The 25,294-nt window shown below is 68.2% G+C and carries 18 protein-coding genes; 16 read left to right on the plus strand and 2 right to left on the minus strand.

From position 1 onward, the window contains the following. Window positions 1–10: 10 nt before the first annotated feature. Together LAJ19_RS19355 and LAJ19_RS19360 are read right to left on the minus strand one after the other, a co-directional pair. Complete coding sequence (locus LAJ19_RS19355; RefSeq protein ID WP_225524136.1) at window positions 11–469, minus strand: phage tail protein; 459 nt, start codon at window positions 467–469, stop codon at window positions 11–13. Between the two features lie 58 nt (window positions 470–527). Then, a complete protein-coding gene (locus LAJ19_RS19360) occupies window positions 528–2,153 on the minus strand; it encodes a phage tail sheath family protein (protein WP_225524137.1) in 1,626 nt (541 codons plus the stop codon). A gap of 300 nt (window positions 2,154–2,453) precedes the next feature. On the opposite strand from LAJ19_RS19360, the gene LAJ19_RS19365 reads away from it, so the two are divergent. The 16 genes from LAJ19_RS19365 to LAJ19_RS19440 all read left to right on the plus strand — a co-directional run bounded on the left by LAJ19_RS19365 (window position 2,454) and on the right by LAJ19_RS19440 (window position 25,237). After that, entirely contained in the window at window positions 2,454–3,278 is an 825-nt protein-coding gene (locus LAJ19_RS19365; protein ID WP_225524138.1) for a Pvc16 family protein, read from the plus strand. 46 nt (window positions 3,279–3,324) lie between these two features. Continuing rightward, the gene (locus tag LAJ19_RS19370) at window positions 3,325–3,738 is read left to right on the plus strand and encodes a GPW/gp25 family protein (protein ID WP_225524139.1); all 414 of its coding nucleotides are present in this window, start codon (window positions 3,325–3,327) and stop codon (window positions 3,736–3,738) included. A 14-nt stretch (window positions 3,739–3,752) separates the two neighbouring features. Then, window positions 3,753–5,840 carry a putative baseplate assembly protein gene (locus LAJ19_RS19375; RefSeq protein ID WP_225524140.1) on the plus strand — a complete coding sequence of 696 codons (2,088 nt, stop codon included), beginning with the start codon at window positions 3,753–3,755 and terminating at the stop codon, window positions 5,838–5,840. Next, entirely contained in the window at window positions 5,840–6,877 is a 1,038-nt protein-coding gene (locus tag LAJ19_RS19380) for a phage tail protein (protein WP_225524141.1), read from the plus strand. The genes LAJ19_RS19375 and LAJ19_RS19380 overlap by 1 nt, the downstream gene beginning before the upstream one ends. Continuing rightward, window positions 6,874–11,715, plus strand: a complete 4,842-nt coding sequence (locus LAJ19_RS19385) for an FHA domain-containing serine/threonine-protein kinase (RefSeq protein WP_225524142.1) — start codon at window positions 6,874–6,876, stop codon at window positions 11,713–11,715. Before LAJ19_RS19380 ends, LAJ19_RS19385 begins: the two co-directional genes overlap by 4 nt. A 67-nt stretch (window positions 11,716–11,782) precedes the next feature. Continuing rightward, window positions 11,783–12,418: a CIS tube protein gene (locus LAJ19_RS19390; protein ID WP_225524143.1), complete on the plus strand. Its 636-nt coding sequence runs from the start codon at window positions 11,783–11,785 to the stop codon at window positions 12,416–12,418. Beyond that, complete coding sequence (locus LAJ19_RS19395) at window positions 12,415–14,190, plus strand: VgrG-related protein (protein ID WP_225524144.1); 1,776 nt, start codon at window positions 12,415–12,417, stop codon at window positions 14,188–14,190. The genes LAJ19_RS19390 and LAJ19_RS19395 overlap by 4 nt, the downstream gene beginning before the upstream one ends. Window positions 14,191–14,291: 101 nt before the next feature. Beyond that, window positions 14,292–14,483: a hypothetical protein gene (locus tag LAJ19_RS19400; protein ID WP_225524145.1), complete on the plus strand. Its 192-nt coding sequence runs from the start codon at window positions 14,292–14,294 to the stop codon at window positions 14,481–14,483. Then, the gene (locus LAJ19_RS19405) at window positions 14,484–16,439 is read left to right on the plus strand and encodes an ATP-binding protein (RefSeq protein ID WP_225524146.1); all 1,956 of its coding nucleotides are present in this window, start codon (window positions 14,484–14,486) and stop codon (window positions 16,437–16,439) included. A 676-nt stretch (window positions 16,440–17,115) separates the two neighbouring features. Then, window positions 17,116–18,519 carry an NAD(P)-dependent oxidoreductase gene (locus tag LAJ19_RS19410; protein ID WP_225524147.1) on the plus strand — a complete coding sequence of 468 codons (1,404 nt, stop codon included), beginning with the start codon at window positions 17,116–17,118 and terminating at the stop codon, window positions 18,517–18,519. Then, on the plus strand, window positions 18,512–19,891 hold the full coding sequence (gene preA / locus LAJ19_RS19415) for an NAD-dependent dihydropyrimidine dehydrogenase subunit PreA (RefSeq protein ID WP_225524148.1): 1,380 nt from the start codon (window positions 18,512–18,514) through the stop codon (window positions 19,889–19,891). Before LAJ19_RS19410 ends, preA begins: the two co-directional genes overlap by 8 nt. A 141-nt stretch (window positions 19,892–20,032) precedes the next feature. After that, window positions 20,033–21,397, plus strand: coding sequence for a dihydropyrimidinase (gene hydA, locus LAJ19_RS19420; RefSeq protein WP_225524149.1), 1,365 nt, complete (start codon window positions 20,033–20,035; stop codon window positions 21,395–21,397). A gap of 40 nt (window positions 21,398–21,437) precedes the next feature. Further along, a complete protein-coding gene (locus LAJ19_RS19425; protein WP_225524150.1) occupies window positions 21,438–22,250 on the plus strand; it encodes an ABC transporter ATP-binding protein in 813 nt (270 codons plus the stop codon). 73 nt (window positions 22,251–22,323) lie between these two features. After that, on the plus strand, window positions 22,324–23,154 hold the full coding sequence (locus LAJ19_RS19430; RefSeq protein WP_225524358.1) for an ABC transporter permease: 831 nt from the start codon (window positions 22,324–22,326) through the stop codon (window positions 23,152–23,154). Then, window positions 23,139–24,110 carry an ABC transporter permease gene (locus tag LAJ19_RS19435; protein WP_225524151.1) on the plus strand — a complete coding sequence of 324 codons (972 nt, stop codon included), beginning with the start codon at window positions 23,139–23,141 and terminating at the stop codon, window positions 24,108–24,110. Before LAJ19_RS19430 ends, LAJ19_RS19435 begins: the two co-directional genes overlap by 16 nt. A gap of 41 nt (window positions 24,111–24,151) precedes the next feature. Next, a complete protein-coding gene (locus LAJ19_RS19440; protein ID WP_225524152.1) occupies window positions 24,152–25,237 on the plus strand; it encodes an ABC transporter substrate-binding protein in 1,086 nt (361 codons plus the stop codon). The last annotated feature ends 57 nt before the right edge of the window (window positions 25,238–25,294 follow it).

Raw genomic sequence — 25,294 nt, forward strand, 5'->3', positions numbered from 1 at the left:
GCCCGCGGTCTCAGCCGCCAGCGGGAACGCGCTTGTAGCCCTCGTGGGTGATGGTCAGCTCTTCGATCGCCACCTCGTTGCTCTTGGCGTCGTAGGTGGGACCGTTGAGTTTGCTGGGCCAGGCGCGCTCGAACGTCCAGGCGGCGACGGGTTCGCCCTTCTGGTTGTGCAGGGTGATCGTGCCGCTGCGGCGCGCTTCGTCCATGCGGCCTTCCTCGACCTGCTGACGCCATTCCCACATGTCCATGTCGTTCGTGATGCCGCGCTTGAGGACGATGTCGTTGTACTTCATGGTGCCGGGTTCGCGGATCAGCACGGCGCGGCCCTTGTCGTCCGTGGCGCGGTACTCGACCACCTGACTTTCGCTGCCCAGGCCGGTGCATTCACGGAATGCGCCGACGACCTTGTTGTCGAACTGCACGCTGAAGTAGGCGGCAACGAGGGGATCTTTACGGTTGGATGCAGTCATGGTTTACCTCCGGGTGGGGTGGGATGGAACGGGAATGGTGGGGAGGACGGCGGGGACCTTACTGGCCGCCACCGGCGTACTGGCTGAAGCGGAACACGATGAATTCAGCGGGTTTGACGGGCGCCAGGCCAATTTCGACCTGAAGCATGCCGCGGTCACGCAGTTCGGCCGGGTTCAGTTCCCCGTCGCACTTCACGTAGAACGCTTCGCGGGGGGTGTTGCCGAACAGGGCGCCGTCACGCCACACGCTGGTGAGGAAGGAGTTGATGTCGCGGCGGATGCGGAACCAGAGGTTCTCGTCGTTGGGTTCGAATACGGCCCACTGGGTGCCGCGTTCGATGCTCTTTTCAACGTAGTTGAACAGGCGGCGGACCGGGACGTAGCGCCACTGGGCGTTGCTGGACAGGGTCCGGGCGCCCCAGACGCGCACGCCCATGCCGGGGAACTCGCGGATGCAGTTCACGCCGATGGGGTTGAGGATGTCCTGTTCGCTTTTCGTGATCTGGATGGCCGGGCCGAGGATGCCGCGCACGATCTCGTTGGCGGGCGCCTTGTGCACGCCGCGCTCCACGTCGTTCCGGGCGTAGATGCCGGCCACGAAGCCGCTGGGCGGCACCACCATGGGGTTGCCGTCGGGCCCTTCGATCTTGATCCAGGGGTAGTACATGGCGGCGTAGCTGGAGTCGAAGTTGGTGTCCACGTTGCGCCACTTCACGGCCTGCTGGGGGGTCAGGTCGGGCGGGGTGTCGAGCAGGGCGATGCGGTTGGCGTTGCGCTCACAGTGGTCGATCAGGGCGCGCTGCACGCTCTTGACGCCGTCTTCGGTGATCATGCCGGCCTGGTAGGCGCTCATGAGGTCCGGCACGGCAATCATGCTGACCTCTTCGGCGATCTCGAGGCTCTCGATGCCGCTGCGGCCGTCGACACTGCCCACGAAGTCCTGACCCTTGAGTTCGCGGCCCTGTTCGATGACGTTGCTGTCGGCCTGCAGGACGTAGCTGCCGAGTTCCGGGGCGCGCTCGACCAGGGGGCCGGCGGTGCTGGTTTCCTCGATGGTGATCAGTACGCTGTCCTTGTTCACGACTTCAGCCACGCTGCGGGCGTGTTTTTTGCCCATGGAGACGTTGGGGAAGGTTTCCGTGACGTCGTTGCGCGTGACCTTGAGGGTGAACAGGCCGCCTTCGCCCTCTTCGGGGTCGGCGGGTTTGCCGTCCTTGCCTTTGGGAGCGTCGCCGGGTTTGACGGGATCCGGGGCGAGCACCTCGATCTGAATGTCACTCTGGCGGCCGTCGCGGGCGACGATGCTGAGGCTGGGCACGGCCTTGCTGGCGCGGCTGGGCAGCTGCAGCGGGCGAGCCGCTTCAACGGTGCGTTTGCCCTGGCTCTGGGCCTGCTGAGGCACGAGGCGCACGACGTAGCAGCGGGTGCCGCCGTTGTTGAAGTAGGCGTACACGCTCTGGGCGAGGTAGGCGCCGTCCATGAAGGGGTTGCGGTTCCCGCTGGCGTCCACACTGCCGAAAATCTCTTTGAACTGCTGCCAGTTCGCCACGAAGACCGGGGTGTTCGCGGGGCCGTTGGGGGCAAAGCCGACGAACGCGGCGGTGGTGGTGCTGATGCCCTCGATGGGCCTCGGGCCGCTCTGGGTTTCTTCGATATAGACGCCTGGGGACAGGTATTCAGCCATGGGTTCCTCCGAGAAATAGCAGCGTTTACGACGTCCGCAGGGACCTGCAGGCGGACGTGGAGCACTGAGGGCTCAACATTTTCAGAACCGAGCAGACGTGTAAACCGCATGTGTGGAGACGCGCGCGCGGGGGCCTCCCTATACTGACCAGTCACTCTGATTTCCCGAGGTTGAAACTTTGAAGACTAGCCCTCCAGGACAACTGTTCTCCGTGTGGTACCTCACAACGCCCCCGCTGGTGGCATGCGTGGGGGGAGGCACTGCGCGTGGCCACCTGTCTAGACCACCGGGGGCGGCGGCATGATCGCAGAAGTCCAGCAGCACCTGCGCGCCCTCATCCACGACGAGGCGCAGCTGCCCCGCGACGCCATCGACGTGCGCTTCGCCGCGCCCACCAGCAGCTGGGTCGCCTCCCTGACCCGGCCAACTCTCAACTTTTTTCTCCACGACCTGCGCGAGAACACCGCGCTGCGTTCCATGGCCTTTACGCAGACCCCCATGCCCGGCGGCGTGCAGCGGCACCTCGCGCCGCGGCGCATGGACCTGCGGTTCCTGGTCACCGTGTTCTTCAAAGCGCAGCTGGACGAACTGGGCCGAGACGAGTGGGCCGTCCTGTGGCGCGTCCTGACCGCGCTGCTCCGCCAGGACGAATGGGACGAACGCTACCTGCCCGAGGAAGCCCGGCGCCTGAACATGGCCGTGCTGGGCAGCGTCACGCAGTCGGACGCGCCTCAGACTGTGTTCAGCAGCCTGGGCCTCCCCGTCCGCCCCCACCTGCAGTACACCGTGACCGTGCCCCTCGACCTGAACGTGAGCCGCTTCGCGCCCCTCGTACTGGAACGCGACCTCAGCCTGCGCGGCAGCCTCGATCGGGACGCGCCCATCGTGGCCCGCCGGCAGCGGTCAAGCTGGCAGCTGCGCGACGCGCAGGGCCGCCCGCTGGCTGACGCCCTGGTCCGCAGCGACACCGGCGCGCGCGCCTTCACGGACCCGCACGGCGTGGTGCACCTCGACGCGCCGCGTGAGGCGGTCACCCGGCTGGACGTCCTGACCCTCGACGGGCAGCGCCTGGTGCTCACACCCCACACCCGGCAGGCGCAACTGAGCCTCGCGGAGGCCCCTTGAGCCGTTACCCTGCCCCTGAGTCCATCCCCCCCGCAGGAGTACCGCTGTGACCCGACCTCTTTCTCGTCCCGCCCCGCCCGACGTCCTCGGTACCGGCGTTGCCTTTCCCATCAGCGTCAATGCCCGAGGTCAGCTGGGCATGGTGTCGGGCGAACGCGCCGTCACCCAGGCCATCCTGACCCTGCTGATGACCGCGCGCGGCCAGCGCGTAATGCGCCCCGAGTACGGCTGCCGCATTCACGAACTGGTGTTCGCGCCCGGCGACGCCACCACCCTTGGCCTCGCGTCGTACTACGTGGATGAAGCGCTGCGCCGCTGGGAACCCCGCATCGAGGTGGACCGCGTGCAGGCCCAGCTGGACCCGGGCGACGCCGCCCGCATCGTTGTGGACCTCCGTTACCGGCTCAAAGGCACTCCGGAGCCCCGGTCCCTGATCTTCCCCTTCTACCGCGCCCCCTGACCCCGGAGACCCCCGTGCCCCTACCCACCGTGAACCTCGACGACCGCCGCTTCGACGACATCCTCGACGAAGCCCGGCGCCTGATCCCGCAGTTCTGCCCGGAATGGACCGATCACAACCCCAGCGACCCGGGTATGGCCATCCTGGAAGTGTTCGCCTGGATGACCGACCTGCTGCTGTACCGCGTCAACCAGGTGCCGGACAAACTCCTGATCGCCTTCCTTGACCTGATCGGGGTGCAGCTCGCTCCGCCACGCGCAGCGCAGGCGCCCGTCACCTTCTACCTCAGCGCCCCGCAGGACACGCCGCTCGCCATTGCCGCCGGCACCGAGGTCGCCACGCTGCGCACCGAGGTCAATGAGGCCACCGTGTTCTCCACGGAGCGCGCCGGCGTGATCCGCCCCCCACGTCTCTCGGGGCTGTACACCGCCAACACCCTCGCGCAGGTGCGCCTGGGCGGGGAGGGCGACACCGCAGGCGTCCGGCACGACCTGGCGCAGCTGGGTCTGCCCGGCTACCGCTTTCCGATCTTCCAGCCGCAGCCGCAGCCGGGCGACGCGCTGTTCGTGCAGCTTGACGCCGATCACAGCGAGCATGTCCTGGCGCTGACGTTCGGCGTGGAACTCGCCGGGGGCGCGGGCGTCAACCCCCAGCATCCCCCTTACGTGTGGGAGGTGTGGCAGGGCGGCGTGAGCCGCTGGGCCCCCTGTGACGTCGAGTACGACGGCACGCACGCCTTCAACATTTCCGGCGAGCTGATTCTTCGCCTGCCCACCATGCGCGAGGGAAGCTTCTTCGACCAGCGCGGGTACTGGCTCCGCTGCCGCCTGACGAACGAACAGATGCACGCCGGGTACAAAGTCAGTCCCGATCTGGAGACCCTGCGGGTCGACGCCCGCGGCATCACCGTGCCCGCCCGGCACGCCACGGTCGTGACCAACGAGCTGCTGGGGCAGAGCAGCGGCGCCCCCGGGCAACGCTTCACGCTGCTGCACGGCCCGGTGCTGCACCTTGACCCGGACCGCGACCTGATCGAGGTGGTCACGCCCGAAGGAGACGCCAGTCTGTACACCCCGGTGGCCGACTTCTCGATGTCCTCGCCGCTGGACCGGCATTTCACCTTCGACACCAGCTCCCGCGAGGTGGCGTTCGCGCCCAGCATTCTGCAGCCCGACGGCAGCGTGTACCGCTTCGGCACCGTGCCCCCGCAGGGCGCCGCGATCCGCATGCGCCGCTACCAGTACGGCGGCGGTGCGGGCGGCAACGTCCCGGCGCGCAGCCTCACCGTGCTGAAAAGCAGCCTCCCGTACGTCGCGCGCGTTACCAACCACGCGCCGGCAGCCGGCGGACGCAACGGCCAGCAGCTCGAAGACGCCGTTCAGCGCGTGCCGCAGCTGCTGCGCACCCGCACCCGCGCGGTGACGGCCGATGATTACGAGCACCTCGCCGCTCAGGTCAGCGGCGTGGCCCGCGCCCGCTGCATCACGCCCAACATGGCCGCGCCCGGCCAGACGTATCCCGGCCAGATCCGGGCGCTGACCGTGCCGCCCGGTCAGGTCACCGTGGCCCTGCTGCCCCAGGTGTCACTGGACGACCTGATCGCCCTGGATGACCCCAGCACCGACCCGCTCTCCCCGATGACCGGGCGCATCGCGCCGGAACGCCTGACGCTCAGCGCTGAACTGCGCGCGGCGGTTCAGGAGGAACTTGACCTGCGCCGCCCGGTCGGCACCACCCTGGACCTGCGCGCCCCGCAGTACGTGTGGGTCAGCGTGACCGCCACCGTCCGCACCGCCCACGGCGCCAGCCGGCCCGTGCGGGAAGACGTGCGCCGGCGCGCCATGCAGGTGCTGTACAGCTACCTCAACCCCTTTACCGGCGGTCCGGACGGCAAAGGCTGGCCGTTCGGGCGGACCCTGACGCTCAGCGAACTGTACGGCCTGCTGCGCGGCGTGCCCGGCCTGGAAGTCGTGGAGGACGTGCAGGTCGTCCTGACCGAACCCGGCCAGTCCGACAGCCGCGAAACCATCACCGGCAGCCTGCCGCTGCCGCCGCAGGCGATCATCGTCTCCGACGTGCACCACGTGCGGGTGGACCACTGATGACCCCCCTTCCCAGCGCCAGCCTGCAGGTCCGCCGCGGCGGCGACGTGCTGCGCGTCCTGCCGCTCGCCCGGCAGCTGTCCATCGGGCGAACCCCGGACAACGGCCTGCCGCTGCGCGACCCGAGCGTCGCCATCCGCCACGCCGAGATCACATCGGAAAACGGCGCGGTGCTGCTCACCCACCTCGCCGCTGGCGACGCCGTGACCTTCGTGAACGGCCACCGCCTCGCGCCGAACCAGCCGCGCCGGCTGGAGAGCGGCGACGAAATCCAGATCGGCCCCTTTACCCTGGCGTACCTGACGGCCGCGCCCGAAACGCGCCCGGCCCCCGCCCCCGCCGGGCGCGTGCAGGAGCAGGGGGAACTGGCCGCGCTGCCCGCCCGGCCACCACTGCCGACCGCCGCGCCCGAACAGCCCCCGCGGAACGCCCCGGCCCTGTACACCGAGTTCCTCCCACCGTTTTTTCAGGAGTCCGAGTTCCTCTCGCGGTACCTGAAGATCTTCGAGGCGGTCTGGGAACCCCTGCAGCGCCGCCAGGACAGCCTGGACATGGTGTTCGACCCGCGGGTGGCGCCGCCCGCGGTGCTGACCTGGATGGCCCAGTGGCTGGGGGTTCCCCTGGACCCGCACTGGCCGGAAGCGCGCCAGCGCGCCTGGCTGCGCGAGGCCGTCACCCTGTACCGCTGGCGCGGCACCCGCTACGGGCTGAGCCGCGCCCTGGAAACCGTGTACGGCCTGAGCCCCGTGCTGCGCGAAGACAGCGCCCGTCCCCACACCCTGACCGTGCGGCTGCTCGACCCGCCCGACGGGGACGACACCGCCAGCCGCGAGGCCGTCACGGCGTTCATTCATGCGCACGCGCCCGCCCACGCCCGGGTGGACGTCGAGTGGGTCGCCGCGCCTCCTGAGGCCTCCGCGCCCGACCCACGTCCGGCGCCGCAGGCTGAACCGGCGCTGGACGGCACAGCCGACCCGGTCCTCACGACGCCTCTTCCCTCCACGCCTGACCAGGGCTCCGCAGGACCTCCCACATGACCGATACCCGGACCTTCCACCATTACCAGCTGAGCCGTCCCCTTGGAGGCGGCTGGCTGGGCACCGTCTATACCGCCACCGACCTCGATGAGGGCCGGGAGGTGGCCCTGCGCGTCCTGGATGAGGCCAGCAGCGGCCAGTCGTTCCTGATCATGCAGCTTGAGCGGCTGCTGCTGCGCGTTTCTACGCTGAGCCACCCGCACCTCCTGCCGACCGGCGAACTGCAGCTGCGTGCCGGGCGGGCGTTCTACTCCATGCAGCTCGGCCGCGCCGGCAGCGCCCGGCAGATTCTCCAGTCCCAGTCCCGCGAGGCGCAGCCTCTGCCTATCGTGACCGCCGTGGAACTCGTCCGGCAGGCGGCCGCCGGGCTCGCGCACGCGCACGCGCACGGACTGATGCACGGCAACCTGAAACCCGAGAATCTGATCCTGCAGCCGGGCCGGGCGCTGCTGGGGCACACCGGGTACGTCACGCAACTGGCGGACTTCGGCCTGGCCGAACTGCGCGCCGGCAGTTACGGCACCCATGACCGCGCCGTCGTGAACGCCCTGGCGTACATGAGCCCCGAACAGTGCCGCGGCGTGCGCAACGAACTGCGCACCGACCTGTACGCGCTGGGTCTGATCCTGTACGAACTGCTGACCGGCATGGTGCCCTTCGAGATCCGCGACGCCGCCGAAGCGCTCGAAAAGCACCAGCACGTCGCGCCCCGCCAGCCCAGCCGGCTGCGGCCCGACCTGCCTGAAACGCTGGAAGAGGTGCTGCTCACCTGCCTTGCCAAAGACCCGGACGACCGCTACGCCGACGCCGCGGCTCTTGAAGCGGCGCTGCAGGAAATCCTCAACGGCCTGATGCCCGGCGGTCCAGAACCCACTGTGCGCCTCAGCGCCCTGCCGGTCCTGCCGCCCGCCCCACCTCTGGACAGCGTGCCGGCCAGCACGCAGACGCAGCTGCTGGTGTTCAGCGAACGGCACGAGCTGCTGCGCACCCTGCCTGTCAGCGGCGAGACCCTGACCGTAGGGCGCGGGCACGACAACACGGTGGTCCTTGAGCACTCGGGCGTGAGCCGTCACCACCTCAACGTGAGCTTCACCGCCGGGCAGGCGGCCGTGACGGAACTCACCGCCACGAACGGCGCCGTCATGGACGGCCTGCCCCTGACGCCCATGACGCCGCTGCGCTGGCCGGACCGCACGCCCCTGTACCTGCGGCCCTACTGGCTGGTGCTGGTCGGCCCGCAGCGCGCCCCTGCCCACGCCCGCATCGTGGTCACCCCGGAACGCCCCGCGCTCACGCTGGTCCCCGGCACGCCCACGCTGCTGCACCTGAACCTCGCCAACACCGGCGTCACCGTCGATCATTTCCGCCTGACCCTGGACGGCATTCCGCCCGAGTGGGTGCAGGACGCCCACCAGGAAGTGCAGCTGAACCCCGGCATGCAGGGTCACGCCACACTGACCCTGCTGGCTCCGCGCGACAGCCGCAGCCGCGCCGGCACGTACGACGTGACCGTCATCGCCCGCTCCCGCGAGAACCCCGCCGAGACCGGCAGCGCGCCCCTGGCCCTCACGGTCGCTCCCTTTCAGGAGACGGTCGCCACCCTGCTGCCGCCCGTGCGCCGCACCTGGCGGCACACCACCTACACCCTGAAACTTGAGAACCGCGGCAACACCGACCTGACGGTCAGTCCGCGCCTTCACGACAACGAAGGGGCCGTGCATGTCCTGCCCCGCTGGCAGGACTTCGTGCAGGTCCCGCAGAACGGCACCGTGACGGCCCGGGGGATCAACCCCGAGGTGCTGGCCCGCGAGGCCGCCCGGCAGGCCGCCCAGGAAGCCCGTCACGCCGCCGTGGCCGGAGCCCGCCGGGCGCTGATGGGTCAGGGCCGCATCCGCGTGACCGACGTGCCTGCCCGCGTGCCCCTGACCGCCGGCCAGACCCGCGAGGAAACCATGAAGGTCCGCGTGCCGCTGCGCTGGGTGGGGGCCGCCAGCCAGCACCGCCTGCACCTGAACGTCTTCCCGGTGGCGGCAGACGACGAGGTCGCCGACCGCCCGGTGACCAGCGCCGAAGCGGAACTGCACCACGTGCCCCTCATTCCGCTGTGGCTGCTGCCGCTCCTGATTCTGCTGATTGGCGTGCTGATCTGGTGGCTGACCCGCCCGCCGCAGATCACGCAGTTCGACCTCAGTGGCAGCGACACGGTGGTCGCGCCAGGCCAGCCGTTCACCCTCCGCTGGGACACCCAGAATGTCCGGAACGTCAGCATCCTGGAACTTGGTGATCAGGGCCAGCGCCTGGGCGCCGACGGAACGCTGAAAATCAGCGGCATCCAGAAGGATCAGAAATACACCCTGGTCGCCCGCTCCCTGATCGGGCGCCGCGTCGAGCGTGCGCAGGTCGTGCAGGCCCGCTTTGAGCGGCCGGTGATCGAACTGTTCGACGTGACACCACCCCGCGTGTCGGGTAACCAGCCTGTGACCGTCACGTGGCGGGTCCGCAACGCCCCACAGGTCAGCATCAGTGAGCTGGGCAAGGTGCCCGCCAGTGGCAAGAGCACCTTCGTGCCGGCCAAGGACACCACCCTGATCCTCACCGCGCAGAATGGATCGGAACGTGAAACCGACACCCGCAGCGTCAGTGTCCTGGGACCGGAAGTCAAGGAATTCAAGTTCACGCCCGCCCAGGTCAAGAAAGGGGAGAGCTCGGTGCTGTCGTGGAACGTCACCAACGCCACCGAAGTGACGATTGACGGTCTGGGCACCGTGGAGCCCCGCGGTCAGAAGACACTGACGCCCCGCGACGAGGCCAGCGCCACGTACGTGATCACCGCCACCGGAGCGGGCGGCATCACCAAAAGCGCCAACGTGCGCCTTGACCTCGTCACCCCCAAGCCGCAGTTCACTCAGTTTGAAATCAGCCCGAACCCGGTGCGCAGCGACCAGAAATTCAAGATCATCTGGAAGACCCGCGACGCCAGCAGCGTAAACGTCCAGTACGGCCAGGGCGCTGAGGACAGCGCGCCGCAGGGGGAGACCATCAAGGACGCTCCGCCGGCCAGCACCAGCATCACGCTCACGGCGCGCAACGACGCCGGCGACCAGGTGCCGGTCAGCAAGCAGCTGACTGTCATTCCCGTGGACCGGGCCGCCGAGGAGGCCGCCGCCGCCGCGCAGGCCAAAGCGGCCGCCGAGAAGGAAGCGCAGGCCAAGGAGCAGGCCGACGTGAAGAAAATCACCTTCACGGCGACCCCTGAACAGATCACCGGCCAGGGCGACGTCACCTTGAACTGGCAGGCCGAAGGCTTCCAGAACGTTACCATTCTGCCCCTCACCGGCCCGATGCCGAACGGCCGGTTCGACCCCACCGGCACCAGGGTGATCGAAAAGGTGAACACCACCCGCACGTACACGCTGGTGCTGTACCTGCGCAACGGCAAGCAGCTGCGCCTGCCGCGCACCGTGAAGGTCACGCCGCTGCCGGTCGCCATCAACGCGTTCACGGTCAGCTCGGCGCAGCTCAGCGCGCCTGGACCCGTCACGCTCAGCTGGGACGTCGCCAACACGCCCGCCGTGCGCCTCGCCGGACTGCCCGGCCCGCTGCCCGGCGGCAAATGGCCCCCCAAGGGCAACACCACGCTCACCGTCAACGCCACGCGCACGTTTACCCTCACGGCCGGCGCGGCCGAGCAGCGGCAGACGGTTCAGGTGCGGCTCCCCATTCCCTCCATCCAGGCGTTCACCGTGACCCCCACCCAGATCACCGGCAGCGGCGTCGCCGTCCTCGCCTGGAACGTGCAGAAGACGCCCAGCGTCCGCATCGACGGGGTCAAGGGCCCCAACCGTGACGGCAGCTGGCCCGCCCAGGGCCGCACGACCGTACCCGTGAATGCCACGCGGACCTTTACCCTCCGCGCCGGAACAGTCACCGGGACGCAGACGATCACGGTTCGCGCCGCGCCGCGCGCGAAGATCAACAGCTTCACCGCCTCGGCCCTCACCCTCAGCGCCCCTGGGCAGGTCACCTTCACCTGGGACGTCGCCAACGCCAGCGCCGCGCGCCTCAGCGGTCCCGCCGGCCAGATCGACGGCAGCCGCAGCGGCGGCCTGTGGGGCGCCCGCGACAGCACCCGCGTGCTGGTCAGCCGCAGCGGCACCTACACCCTGAGTGCCGGCGGCGAGCAGCGCACCCAGACGATCACCGTGAAAGCCGCGGCGGCCCAGACGCAGTCGGTAACCCCTACGCCGCCCCCGGTGCCCAACACCCCCCCCAATGACGTGAGTGGCAAAGGCCCCATCGTGACGCGCTTCAACGCCTCCGCCCGCACCATTCAGGCCGGGCAGAGCGTGACGTTCAACTGGTACGCCGTGAACACCAGCACCGTCCGCATCGACGGCATCGACGGACCCCTGCCGCCCAACGGCAAGATCACCATCACCCCCACCGTCACGCACACCTACACCCTCACTGCCGACGACAAACCGTACAAGACGCCCATCACCGTCACCGTCACCGGCGACCACCAGCCCGACGCCTACACCGACCTCGCCGGCACCTGGATCCACCCGTTCGGCACCGTGAGCATCCAGAACGTCGACGGACGCGCCGCCACCGGAACCTTCACAAGCACCCGGCCCGGCGTCCCCACCGTGCCCGTTGCGCTGATCTTCAACGGCGAGACCCTCAGCGCCACCTCACCGAAAGTGCCGGAATTCAGCTTCGTGGCGTCCATCCGCAGCGGCCGCAAGACCATGCTCGGCACCTACACCCTCAAAGGTGAACAGGAACGCTGGTGCATGTACCGTCCTGGAACGCCCCGCCCCGCCGAATGCCGCTGACGCCCCAGGCGCACCCGGCTTCGCACGCCGTATCGTCACCCCGTTTCGCTCCCCTCAGGAGGACGCCATGATCGCCAACGAGCGCAGCAGCACCGGAGGACAATTCATCAAAGCCCAGATCGTCCCGGTCGACGGCGGCAGCCGCAGCCCGATCGAATGCATGTTCAACCCGCGTGAGTACGCCATCAGCCGCAGCGTGAACTGGAAAACTGAAAGCAACGACAACAACGACACCGGCAACAAGGTGTACCTTGGCGGCTCCCCCGCCCGGCTGACCCTGGAGCTGTTTTTCGACACGTACGCCCGCCGCGCGTCCGCCGGCGTCGTCGAGGATGTCCGCAAGTACACCGCGCCCCTGTGGGCCCTGAGTGAATTGCAGACCGGAGACGGCGCCGGCGGGCAGGGCAGCCAGATCAAGAAGGGCAAGCCGTCCAGTGTGCTGTTCCAGTGGGGTCAGACCTGGCACTTCAAGGCCGTGATCACCGACCTGGAACAGCAGTTCACGCTGTTCATGCCCGACGGCACCCCCGTGCGCTCCACCGTGAAAACCACCTTCGAGCAGGCTGACACCGCCACGTCCTTTGAAGGCAGCGCCGGCCTGGGCCACACGTATCACGTCAGCCAGGGCATCCGCGACGCTGCCGGCCGCGCCGGCTTCGTCGGCGACCTGCGCCGCACCCCCTTCGGGAGGGGCCAGGGGTGACCCGCGTGAAACGCGAGGCGCTTGAAGGCGCCGTCAGCACCCTGTACATGAACGTCGACGGGCGGGACATGAACCCCGAGCAGTTCCGCCTGATCGATGAGATCACCGTGGACAGCAGCCTGCAGCTGCCGGACGTGGCCACCATCACCCTGCGTGACCCGGGCGGCTCGCTGATCGACGACCCCAGCTACCGGCTCGGCGCGCGCCTTAAGGTGATTGCCCAGGTGCACGGCAACCAGGAAACCGTGTTCGACGGAGAACTCGTCGAAATTGAACCGCGCTTCACGCGCGCCACGCAGCAGCTGCGGCTGCGTGCCTTCGACCGCCTGCACCGCCTGGCGCGCGGCACGAACACCCGGTCCTTTCAGAACGTCAGTGACATGGACCTCGTCAAAAAACTGGCCGGAGAGGCGGGAATGACCGCCAGGACGGGACCGGCCAGCGTCGTGCACCCCTACGTCCTGCAGCACAACCAGACGAATCTCGCCTTCCTGCGCGAACGCGCGGCCCGGCTCGGGTACATCCTGTATGCCGACGGCACCACCCTGCACTGCGAACCCGTTCGTGGTCAGGATCCCATCGTGCTCACCTGGGGCGACAACCTCAGTGAATTCCTGCCCCGCCTGAGCAGCCTGAACCAGACCAGTCAGAGCACCGTCCGGTCGTGGGACCCCCGCCAGAAACGCAGCGTGGTCGCCCAGGCGCAGAGCGGCGAAGGCAAAGCGCAGATCAGTGAGGAGACCCGCAGCGAGAATGTCGCGCAGGGCGCCTTCCGCATGAGCGCCCCTGCCACCAGCAGCACCCTGATCGTGCGCGACCAGGGGTACGCCGACGCGATCGCCCAGGCCCAGCGCAACCGGGTGGCCGAACAGCTGATTGAAGCGCGCGGCACCACCGCCGGCTACCCCCGCCTGACCGCCGGCACCACCCTCGACGTCCGCAACGTCGGGCAGCGCTTCAGCGGCCAGTACGTCGCCAGCAGCGTCCGCCACGTGTACCGCAACGGTGAAGGCTACAGCACCGAGTTCGCCGTCAGTGGCAGCCAGCCCGACTCGCTCGCGAGCCTGATCCGCGCCAGCAGCGGGTCCGGCCACGCGGGCGCCACCCCCGCGGCGGGTCTGATGATCGGCATCGTCACCAACAATGACGATCCGGACAACCTCGGCCGCGTGAAACTCAAGCTGCCGGCCCTCACCGAAGAGGACGAAACCGACTGGGCCCGCGTGGTCGGGACGGCCAACGGCGCGAACCGCGGCACCCATCACACTCCCGAAGTGAACGACGAGGTGCTCGTCGGTTTCGAACACGGTGACATTCACCATCCCTACGTGATTGGGGGCCTCTGGAACGGCACGGACAGCCCACCGCGGCCCACCGGGAAGGTCATCAAGAACGGCACCGTCATCCAGCGCGTCTACCGCACCCGACTCGGACACGAACTCACGTACGACGACCCCCTTGACCCCGACCCGCCGCGAATCACCCTCCAGAGCAGCAAAAAACACGCCCTGGAACTGAACGACGACAAGAAGAAGCCCTTCACGGAACTTCGCACTGCGGCGGGGCACCGCCTGACCCTGATGGATGACCCGAAAGCGCCGTTCGTCATTCTCCGTGACAAGAACGGCAACGAGGTGAAGCTCGATACCCGCAGCAACACCCTGACCATCACCAGCACCGGCCGCCTTGAACTCAAGGCCCGCAGCGGCATCCGCATCGATGGCGGCGGCGGGAACGTTGACGTCAAAGGCGTCATGATCAACCTCAACTGATCTCCTGCGGCCTTCCGGTTCCCGCTGCAGCACCCACCGCTTCATCCCAACTTTCAGGTCCGGACGCGCCGTGCGCTCCCGCCGGCCAGACGAGGTAAAGAATGTCATCGCCTTCAGCGCCCCTGCCGCGAACGCTCCCGGTCACCGTGCGTGGCCGCCGGGACGACGAAACATGCCAGTTCACGCCACCTCACCGCCAGACCGGCCAGGCGGCCCGGCCCGGCCTGAGCGGCACGCCCATGATGGACGTCCCCGTGTCCCCCCGCAGACTGACCAACGGGCTGGTGAGCTGAATGCCAGCTGTGCCGGTGCCGGAGCTGGTTACGGACAGTCAGGCGCTGCGGGCGGCGTGCGACCAGCTGAGCGCGCAGGTGCTGGACGTGGCCCTGAGTGAGCAGGCGGAGCCAGACGTCCGGTATGTGGTGCCGCTTCCGGAAGAGGTGAAAGGCACGCGCCTGGGCGGGTTGCAGGCGCGCCTGGCCCTCAGTGAGTTTGAGGCGGGGGTGGTGGCGCTGGCGCTGGCCACCGAACTGTTTCCGGACCGCATGCTGTCGGCGTGCGCCGCGGCGTTGCAGGTGGACGGGATGTACTCCGCGTTCCTGACTCCGTCCCTCGCGCGGCGCTGGCTGCTGGGGGATGAGTGGACGGAAGCTGGTGCGTTCCAGCCGGACCGGCCGCTGGTGGCATGCCACCTGCTCGAATTCGGGACGAGTGCGAACGCCAGTGTCCTGGAGGCGCTGGTGCCGGTCCGCCTGAGTGCAGGGGCCCTGGCCTTTCTGCGCGGGGAGGACACGGTCGCGCCGGAGGTTCGGACTGTCCTGGGTGACCTGCCACAGGGAGGCGTGCTGAGCCCGTCCCAGGACGCGACGCTGCGGACGCTGCGCCGGCACCTGGACCGCGGCGGGAACGAGCGGGCCGCGCTGCTGTACGGCCCCAATCCCGGGGGTGCGCAGTCGCTGGCCGCGCACCTGCTGGCGCCCACAGGTCAGGCGGCGCTGCTGGACGTGGGCTTGTTGGGAACGCGCCCACCAGAGGAGCAGGACGTGGCGCTGCGGGTCCTGAAGCGGGAAACGCACCTGCGGGGCATTCGCCTGGTCGTGGATGCCACCGCCCCCGCCCCTGAGGGGCCGGGGCCGGAAGTGCTGGTCGACCGCGTGCTGACGGTGGCGGCCGGTCCGGTGGTGGTGATCGCGCCGGACCCGCTGCCCCTCACGGCGGACCGCGCGGTCCTGAGCGTGGAAGTGCAGCCTCCCACGCCAGCTGAGCAGCGCGAGCGGTGGATGCAGGCCCTGAACCTGACGTCGCAGGCGCCCCTGCTCCGGGAACTGGGGGATCAGTTCCAGCTGAGCCTGGAGCAGATCGACCGTCTGGCGCGGGAAGCGCGCGCGGCCCTGCCTGCCAATGCCGGTCAGGGGGCAAGGCTGGAGGCGGCGTGGGAAGCGGCGCGCGGCGCGAACCGGCGCCTGATGGGCGCCCTGGCGCAGCGGGTGGACAGCCGCGCCTCCTGGGATGACCTGGTGCTCCCGGACGCGGACCGGATGGCCTTGCAGCAGATTGCGGCGCATGTCCGGCACCGGTCGCAGGTGTACGAGGAACTGGGGTTGGCCCGGCCGGGGCGCGGGCGGTCCATCACGGCGCTGTTCAGCGGCCCAAGCGGGACAGGGAAGACGCTCAGTGCGGAGGTTCTGGCGCGCGAACTGAACCTTGACCTGTACCGGGTGGATCTGAGCAGCACGGTCAGTAAGTACATTGGTGAGACAGAGAAGAACCTCAAGCGGATTTTTGACGCCGCGGATCAGGGGGGATGCGTCCTGCTGTTCGATGAGGCCGACAGCGTCTTCGGGAAGCGTGGCGAGGTGCGGGACAGCAACGACCGGTACGCGAACACCCAGGTGAACTATCTGCTGCAACGGCTTGAGACGTTCAACGGCCTGGCGGTGCTCACCACGAACCTGGAGAGCAGCATGGACGTGGCGTTCATGCGGCGCCTGCAGTTCGTGATCAATTTCCGTGCGCCGCAGGCTGCGGAACGGGAGCGGCTGTGGCGTGGGGCCTTCCCGGCTACTCTGGAGACCTGCGATGTGGATTTTGCGCGGTTGGCACAGGCGGAAGTGGCGGGCGGCAACATCCGGAGTGTCGCGATGAACGCCGTGTTTATGGCGGTGGCCCGGAGCGTGCCCCTGACCCAGGCGCTGGTGGAGGAGGCGCTGCACCTGGAGTACCGCAAGCTGGGCCGCCTGGTGCTCTGATTGCTTCAGGGGGGTATGTAAGGGTCAAAGGTGGGGGAACGCCGGCTTCCGTCCAGGTGTGAGAGCGCGCTGCGCTCATGAACGGGTGCCACGCGTCAGGGTTGTAGGACGTTGGAGTGGCGTGGGCAGGTGAAGGTTGCCAGAACCCGGCTGCAGGAGCGGTGGAGCCGCGTGGAGGGACGCTGCGGGTCACTGAGCATTTCAGCAGGGTGAGGTCTCAGAACATGCGCTTTGTTAAAAAATCTGATGACATTTTGCACAGCAGGTTCGTAAACACCTGCCGCTGTGTATCTGGTGTGCATATTTGTAAGCTAACCTAATACAATATGCATTCTCCTTGCGCGGGCACGAGAACTTTGGCTGACTGAGTGGACGTTTACAGCATAGTCCTCCAGAGGCTGGACGGTCCCAAAAGCATAAAAATGCAATAGATGTATATTTTCGATCACGAGCCATTACCCAGTGCACTTGGACACTCTGTAAAAGTCTGGCACCTGAACACCAAAAACCGGATTCTGATCCAGGGGCCCGCCCCAAGGGCTTATGGATAAAAAAACACGCTGGCCTTGACCTTATGCATAAGGGCGCCTAGAATCATGATCATTCGGTTAAATCGACTCCAGTGAGGGTGCGAACCGACCCCGTTCCACACGCCGACAGCGAAGCGAGGTCAGTTATGGAAGATATCCGCCCCCCCGAACGCGCGTTCCAGGAACTTCTGCCCCCCATGACCGCACACGAGGCGACCGTCGAAGCCAACCGCTGCCTCTACTGCTACGACGCACCCTGCCTTCAGGCGTGCCCCACCCACATCGACATTCCCACCTTCATCCGCAAGATCGCCACCGGCAACCTGCGCGGCTCAGCCCGCACCATTCTGGAAGCAAACTTTCTCGGAGGCACCTGCGCCCGCGTGTGCCCCGTCCAGGAACTCTGCGAGGGAGCCTGCGTCCTGGGCGCAGACCACGTGCCCATCCAGATTGGCCGCCTGCAACGCCACGCCGTCGACCACGTCCACAACCGCAGCGCGCAGCTGTTCACGGCGGGCCTGCCCAGCGGGCACTCGGTCGCGGTCATCGGCAGTGGCCCCGCCGGCCTGAGTGCCAGCGCTGAACTGGCCAAACAGGGCCACCACGTCACCCTGTACGAGAAGCGTGAACTGGGCGGCGGCCTGAGCACCTACGGCATCATCGTGCTGCGCGAACCCGTCGAGGTGGCCCTGCGGGAGGTGCAGGCTGTCCAGGAGCTCGGCGTGGAGGTCGTGACCGGTCGTGAACTGACCAGCCGTGAGGAACTCGACGATCTGCTTGGCCGGCACGACGCCGTGGTGCTTGCCCTGGGCCTCGGCGCTGTGCCTGCACTCGGTGTTCCCGGGGAGGCCGCCATACTCGACGGCCTGGAGGTCATTGAGGCCAGCAAGATGGAACGTCCCACCGGCATCGGCCGCCGCGCGGTGATCATCGGCGCTGGCAACACCGCCATAGACGCCGCCACCATCGCCCGGCGCAGCGGCGCGCAGACCCTGATGGTGTACCGCCGCACAGAACGCGAGATGACCGCCTACCGCCACGAGTACGAGTTCGCGCTGAGCGAGGGCATCACCTTCAGTTTCCTGACCCAGCCTGTCGAGATCCTGCACGACGAAGGGCAGGTGACGGGCCTGCGGTGCGTGCGCATGGGGCTGGGTGCCCCGGACGACAGTGGCCGCGCCCGCCCCGAACCCATTCCCGGCAGTGACTTCGTGATTCCGTGTGACACCGTCATCACCGCCATCGGGCAGGAGAAACCCGCGCTGGCGCTCACGCTGGGACTCGAGCTCGACCGCGGCTACATCCGCGTGGACGACGCGATGCGCACCAGCATTCCCCGCGTGTATGCCGGCGGGGACTGCGTGCGGGCCCGTGGGAACGCCAGCACCGTCATGGCCGTGCAGGACGGCAAACTGATCGCTGCGAGTCTCAGCCACGCGCTGGGGCAGCACGCCCCGCCGGTCGCGCCTCACAGCCCACCGGAAGTTCGCGCTCATCCCCTTTACCAGGCTGTACATCATGCGACCGGTCCGGAGGCCACCCATGGCTGATCTGAGCATCAATTTTGCGGGCATCCGCGCGCCCAATCCCTTCTGGCTGGCGTCCGCGCCGCCCACGAACAGCGGCGCGCAGATTCACCGGGCGTTCGAGTACGGCTGGGGCGGCGCCGTGTGGAAGACCATCGGCGCGCCGGTCCTGAACATCAGCAACCGGTACGGCGGCCTGTCCCTGGGCGGGCAGCGTCTGCTGGCGATCAACAACGTGGAACTGATCAGCGACCGCCCGCTGGAGGTCAATCTCCGGGAGATCGCTGAAGTCAAGCGGTTGTGGCCGGACCGGGCCGTGATCGTCTCAGCGATGGTGGATGCCGACCCGCAGGCGTGGCGTGACATCGTCATGATGATCGAGGACACCGGCGCAGACGGCATAGAACTGAACTACGGGTGTCCGCAGGGCATGAGTGAACGCGGCATGGGCGCCGCGGTCGGGCAGGTGCCCGAAATGTGCGAACTGAACACGCACTGGGTAACCAGCGTCACGCGGCTGCCGGTGATCGTGAAACTCACGCCGAACATCACACGCATCACTGACCCCGCGCACGCCGCCCTCGCCGGCGGCGCCACGGCGCTGTCGCTCATCAACACCATCAACTCGATCATGAAGGTGGACCTCGACACGCTGCTGATCACCCCCAGCATCGGCGGACGAGGCACACACGGCGGGTACGCCGGCCCGGCCGTCAAGCCCATCGCCCTGAACATGCTCGCCGACCTGATGACCGACCCGCAGGTCCGGTCGAGCGGCGTGCCGATCAGCGGCATGGGGGGCATCCAGACGTGGCGTGACGCCGCGGAGTTCCTCCTGCTTGGCGCCAGCAGCCTGCAGGTGTGCACGGCCGCCATGCACTACGGCTACCGCATCATTGAGGACCTCACGGACGGCCTGAGCAACTGGATGGACGACCATGGATTCGCCACGATCGCCGACGTCACGGGCCGCGCCCTGCCGCAGGTCAGCACCTTCGGGCAGCTGGACCTGAGCTACCAGGCGGTGGCGCGGATCAACCCCGACAAGTGCATTCAGTGCAACCTCTGTTACGTCGCCTGCAACGACACGGCCCATCAGTGCATTGACCTGATCAGCCCGGACGGCGTGCGCGTCGATCCTGGCTTCGATCCCCGCGCGAACGGCCGTGAAGTTACCGTGACGCGCCCGGTTCCGCAGGTACGGGAAAGTGACTGCGTCGGGTGCGCCCTGTGCGCCAACGTGTGCCCGGTGGACGGCTGCATCGAGATGGTCAGCGTGCCCAGCGGCCGCCAGAGCGTCACCTGGGACCAGCTCAGCGCGCAGCAGCCGGCCGTGACCCAGCAATGGGGCGCCATGGAGGACTACCGCGCCGCCACCGGCATTGAGATTCACTGACGTGCAGGCGGCAGAAGGTCAGACGCAAAGCAGGAGACAGGCCCCCCACAGCGCGGAGGCACGTGGCCGCGCCGTGCGGTCGGGCTCACACGTGACGGACCGCCCAGGGCGGCGAAGCTGCAGGCAGCGCGCGGAGGTGCTATGACGCTACTGATTCAGAACGGGGAGATTGTGTCCGACGGCCGGCGGTTCAGGGCAGACGTTCTTGTGGAGGGGGACACGATCACGCAGATCGGCGAGGGTCTGCCCGTGCCGCCGGCCGCCACGGTGATTGATGCGAGCGGCAAATTCGTGTTTCCGGGATTCATCGACCCGCACGTGCACATCCACCTGCCGTTCATGGGGACCTTCGCGAAGGACACGCACGCGACCGGCTCTCAGGCGGCCCTGATCGGCGGAACGACCACCTTCATCGAGATGCTCGCCCCGGCCGGAAACGAGAAACTTTCAGACGGATGGCGGACCTGGACGGACATGGCGGCCGGCCGCAGTGCCTGCGACTACTCCTTTCATATCGGCGTGACCCGCTGGGACGACGAGACTGAAGCGACCCTGCGCGAACTGGTGGGGCAGGGCATGAAGTCATTCAAGGTGTTCCTGGCCTACAAAGGCGCGTTCGGCATCGATGACCACGCGCTGTTCCAGGTGTGCCGGCTGGCGGCCGAGCTGGGCGTGGTCGTCACGGCCCACTGCGAAAATGCCGATCTCGTCGCGGAACTGCAGCGCAAGCTGCTGGCCGAGGGCAAAACCGGTCCGGAGTGGCACGAGCCGAGCCGCCCGGAAAGCGTAGAGGCCGAAGGCACCGCGCACTTCGCGACGTTCGTGGAGATGACCGGCGCGCACGGGTACGTGGTGCACCTCAGCAACGCCCGCGCGCTGCAGGCCGCCCTGGACGCCCGCGCGCGCGGCGTGAACCTGAACGTGGAGGTCGTGATTCCACACCTGACACTGGACCGCACGTACGCCGAGCGGCCCGGCGTGGAGGGCGCAAAGTACGTGATGTCCCCACCGCTGCGCGACCGCAGCAACCTCCCCCGGCTGTGGCAGGCGCTTGAACGCGGGGAGATTGACACGGTCGCCACCGACCACTGTCCGTTCGACGTGGCGCAGAAACACATGGGGGACAGTGACTTCACGAGGATTCCCAACGGGATTCCCGCACTGGAGGACCGCGTGAACGTGCTGTACACGTACGGCGTGAGCCGCGGGAACCTCAGCGTGGAACGCTTCGTGGACGCGGCGAGCACCCGCGCCGCGCAGATCTTCGGCCTGTACCCCCGCAAAGGCACCGTCAGTGTCGGCAGTGACGCGGACCTCGTGATCTACGACCCGGCCTACCGCGGCACCATCAGCGCCGCAAGCAGCCACATGAACAACGATTACAGCGGCTTCGAAGGCTGGGAGATTGACGGCCGCCCCGACCTCGTGACCGTGCGCGGTCAGGTGGCCGTGCAGGGCGGCGCGTTCGTGGGCGACCCGGCGCGCGGCCAGCTGCTGCGCCGCTGACCCACCCCGCCGCCCCGCTGGTCCCTGTTGAGGAGGTTCCGTGACGCACCCCACGCCCCACCCCGCCCCGCCTGCCGCGCCGAGCGCCGCGCCCATCGTGTCCATCCGTGACCTGCAGAAGGTGTTCCCCGTTCCGGGCGGTCAGACCGTGGCCCTGCAGGACGCGAACCTCAACGTTGAACGCGGGGAGTTCATCAGCCTGATCGGCCCGAGCGGCTGCGGGAAGACCACCCTGCTGCGCCTGATGGCCGACCTGGAGCAGCCCACCGCCGGTGAACTGCGCGTCGCGGGCCTCAGCGCCGACGCCGCCCGGCGCGAACGGCAGTACGGCTATGTGTTCCAGGCGCCGGCCCTGATGGAGTGGCGCACCGTTCTGAAAAACGTCCTGCTGCCCCTGGAGGTCATGAACGTACCGGGTGACCGTGTGGCGCGCGCCCGGGAGATGCTGCGCCTCGTGGGCCTGGAGAACTTCGAGCGGAACTACCCGTGGCAGCTCTCCGGCGGCATGCAGCAGCGCGTGAGTATCGCCCGCGCGCTGGCCTTCGACCCGCCCCTGCTGTTCATGGATGAACCCTTCGGCGCCCTGGACGAGATCACCCGTGAGAAACTGAACCTGGAACTGCTGCGCCTGTGGCGCGAAACCGGCAAAACCGTCATTTTCGTGACGCACTCCATTCCAGAGGCGGTGTTCCTGAGTACCCGTGTGGTTGTCATGACCGCCCGCCCCGGCCGGATCGAGGGCGTCGTGAACATCGACCTGCCCCACCCGCGCAGCGACGACACGCGCGAGAACCCGCGCTTCTTCACGCTGGCCACTGAGATCCGCGAACTGCTCAAAAAAGGACACGCGTGACCTGGGCCGCCGGCCCCCGGCGGGGAGCACCGTGACCGCCGCGCGGCCCGCCCGAATGGCCAGCGCCGGCCCCATGCTGATCGTGGCCCTGATCTTCGCGCTGCTGTACTGGCCGTTGATGCTCGCCGCGAACGTGGGCCCCGCCCAGCGGACCCTGGCCAGCGGCGCCGAACTGGAGTGCCGCACGGCCCTGGCCTGCGCCACACAATTGCGCAACCCGGTTCTGCCCGCCCCCGCGCAGCTCTCACAGGGCTTCGTGCGGCTCAGCACCCCCGTCACCTCGCCGCTGGCCCTGCCCTTCAATGTGGGCGTCACGGCCGGAGAGACCCTGCTGGGCCTGCTGCTGGCCACCGTCACGGGCGTGGGGCTGGCCCTGCTGCTGGTCGCCAGCCGGGCGTTCGAGCGGGCCACGCTGCCGTGGCTGGTCGCCTCGCAGACCGTGCCGGTCGTGGCGATTGCCCCCATGCTGGCCGTGCTGCTCGGCCAGTACGGCGTGCAGGGGTTCCTGCCCAAGGCGATCATTGCGGCGTACATCGCGTTCTTCCCGGTGGCGGTCGGCATGAGCCGCGGGCTGCGCAGCGCCGAGCCCCTGCACCTGGACCTGATGCGGACCTACCACGCCAGCGGCGCGCAGACGTTCCGGCTGCTGCGGTTTCCGGCCAGTCTCCCGCACCTCTTCACCGCGCTGAAAGTGGCTGTGACGTCCGCCCTGGTGGGCAGTATCGTCGCGGAAATCAGCACCATCTCCTTTGCGGGGCTGGGCAAGATGCTCGCTGAGAATTCCCGCGCCAGCGACACGGTCGCGCTGTGGGTGATCATGGCCTACGGCGCGCTGCTGGGCGTCGCCCTGGTGGCCCTGGTGAACGCCGCGGAACAGTGGGTGACGCCATGGACCAGGCGATGACAGCGCCGGCCCTGACCCGCCCCCGGGCGCGCGGGGCCGTCCTGACGGCGGCCCTGCTGCTCGCCGCGGCGCTCGGCCTGCTCCTGCTCAGCGCCGCGCTGCCCGCTCCGGGTGAGGGCGCGGCCCCTGCGGCGCGTCCATGGGCGCTGGGGACACTGGCGCTGCTGATCGTGGGCGCTCTGGGGGTGCGCGGCGCGGCGCAGGGCGAAAGCCGCGCCGCGCGGATCCTTCCAGCGGCGTTCACGCTGCTGCTGGGGGTCCTGGCGACCGAGGCGCTGCTGCGCGCCTACGCCGTCCCGGCCGGTCTGATCCCCACCCCCAGCCGCGTGCTGGCCGCCTTGTGGACTGCGCGGCGGGTGCTGCTTCAGGACACCCTGACGACGTTCGTGCTGGAAGCCCTGCTGGGCTTCGTGGCCGGCACGGTGCTGGGGCTCGCGCTGGCCCTGCTGGTCGTGCGCTTCCGCTTCCTCGAGCGCGGCCTGCTGCCCTACGCGGCGCTGTTCTCCTCAATTCCCATCGTGGCGCTCGCGCCGGTCATCGTGAAGGCCGTCGGGCTGGACTGGCCGAGCAAAACCGTCGTTGTGGGCGTCACGGTCCTGTTCCCTGTGGTGGTGGGCGCGGTGCGGGGCCTCCAGAGCGCGTCCCGCCTTCACCTGGACCTGATGCACACCTACGCCGCCAGTCCTGCGCAGACCTTCCGGGACGTGCGGGTCCCTGCCGCCCTGCCCTTCGTATTCGGCGCACTGAAAGTTGCCAGTACCCTCGCGCTCATATCCGCCATCGTCGCTGAGTTCTTCGGCACGAACGGACACGGCCTGGGCTTCCGCATTCAGATCGAGGTGGGCCGCTTCGGCCTGGACATCGTCTGGGCCGCCATCATCCTGGCATCCGTTGCCGGCATTGCCTTCTTCTCGCTGGTGAGCGCCGCCGAGGCCCGCCTGCTGCCGCGCCGCTGAGCATCCCGCCCCGCTTTCCCCCTTTCCTGACGGAGGTTCCCATGAAACGCACCACTGCTTCCCGTACGACTGCTCTGGCCGCCCTGCTGCTCACCCTGCCTGCCGCCCCCGCCGCCGCCCAGACCAGCCCGAAACCCGTGCCGGTGAAGGTGCAGCTCAAGTGGTTCCCGCAGGCGCAGTTCGCCGGGTTTTTCGTCGCGCAGGCCAAAGGCTACTACCGCGCCGAGGGCCTGGACGTGCAGTTCCTGCCCACCGGCGACCAAAGCCCGATCCAGACGGTCGCCACCGGCACTGCCGACTTCGGCACCACCTGGATCACAGACCTGCTGACCGCCCGGCAGCAGGGCATTCCGGTGGTGCACATCGCGCAGCTGTTCCAGAAGAGCGGCTATACCCTCGTCGCGCTGAAAAGCAGCAACCTGAAAGCCCCCGCTGATTTCAAAGGCAAACGCGTGGGGGTGTGGCCCAGCGGCAACGAGTACCCGGCCGTGGCCCTCCTGAAAAAGTACGGCCTGACCACCAGCCTGGACAGCAGCGTCAGCAACCCCAGCGTGCAGGCCGTCACGTACCCCTTTGACCCCAGCATCGTCTTTCCCGACAAGGTCGACCTGGTGAGCGCCATGACCTACAACGAGGTCGACCAGATCGTCGGGCTCGGCTACCCGCTGGACAAACTCCAGATCTTTCACGCCAGCGACTACGGCATCAACCTCCTGGAAGACCTGATGTTCACCACCGAACGCACCCTGAGCAACCGGAACTTCAAGGGCAGCGGCCAGAGCGGGGAGGACATCGCCGCGAAACTCGTGCGCGCCACCCTGAAAGGCTGGAACTACGCCGTGAAGAACCAGAAGGAAGCCGTGCAGATCGTCCTGGTGAACTGCGGAAACACCTGCAAGGGCTCCGGCACGCGCTCAAGTGCCGCGAGTCACCAGACCTGGCAGATGGCCGAAGTCGCCAAACTGTACAGCGCCGGCCCGACCCTCAAGGGCCGCGCCGGGTACCTCGACCCCGCCACGTACCAGGCGAACGTCAGCCTGCTGAAAAACCTCGGGTTGCTCAAGAGCGATCCCAGCGCCGCCGCCGTCACGTACAAGGTGTGGGAGAAGGCCACCGGCAAGAAGTAAGGCGCTGACCCGGGATGGGTGACCGCACGCCGCGCGGCTGTCATCCGTCCTCCCCCC

Origin of the sequence: Deinococcus taeanensis (genome assembly GCF_020229735.1) — a bacterium.
Lineage (GTDB): Bacteria > Deinococcota > Deinococci > Deinococcales > Deinococcaceae > Deinococcus > Deinococcus taeanensis.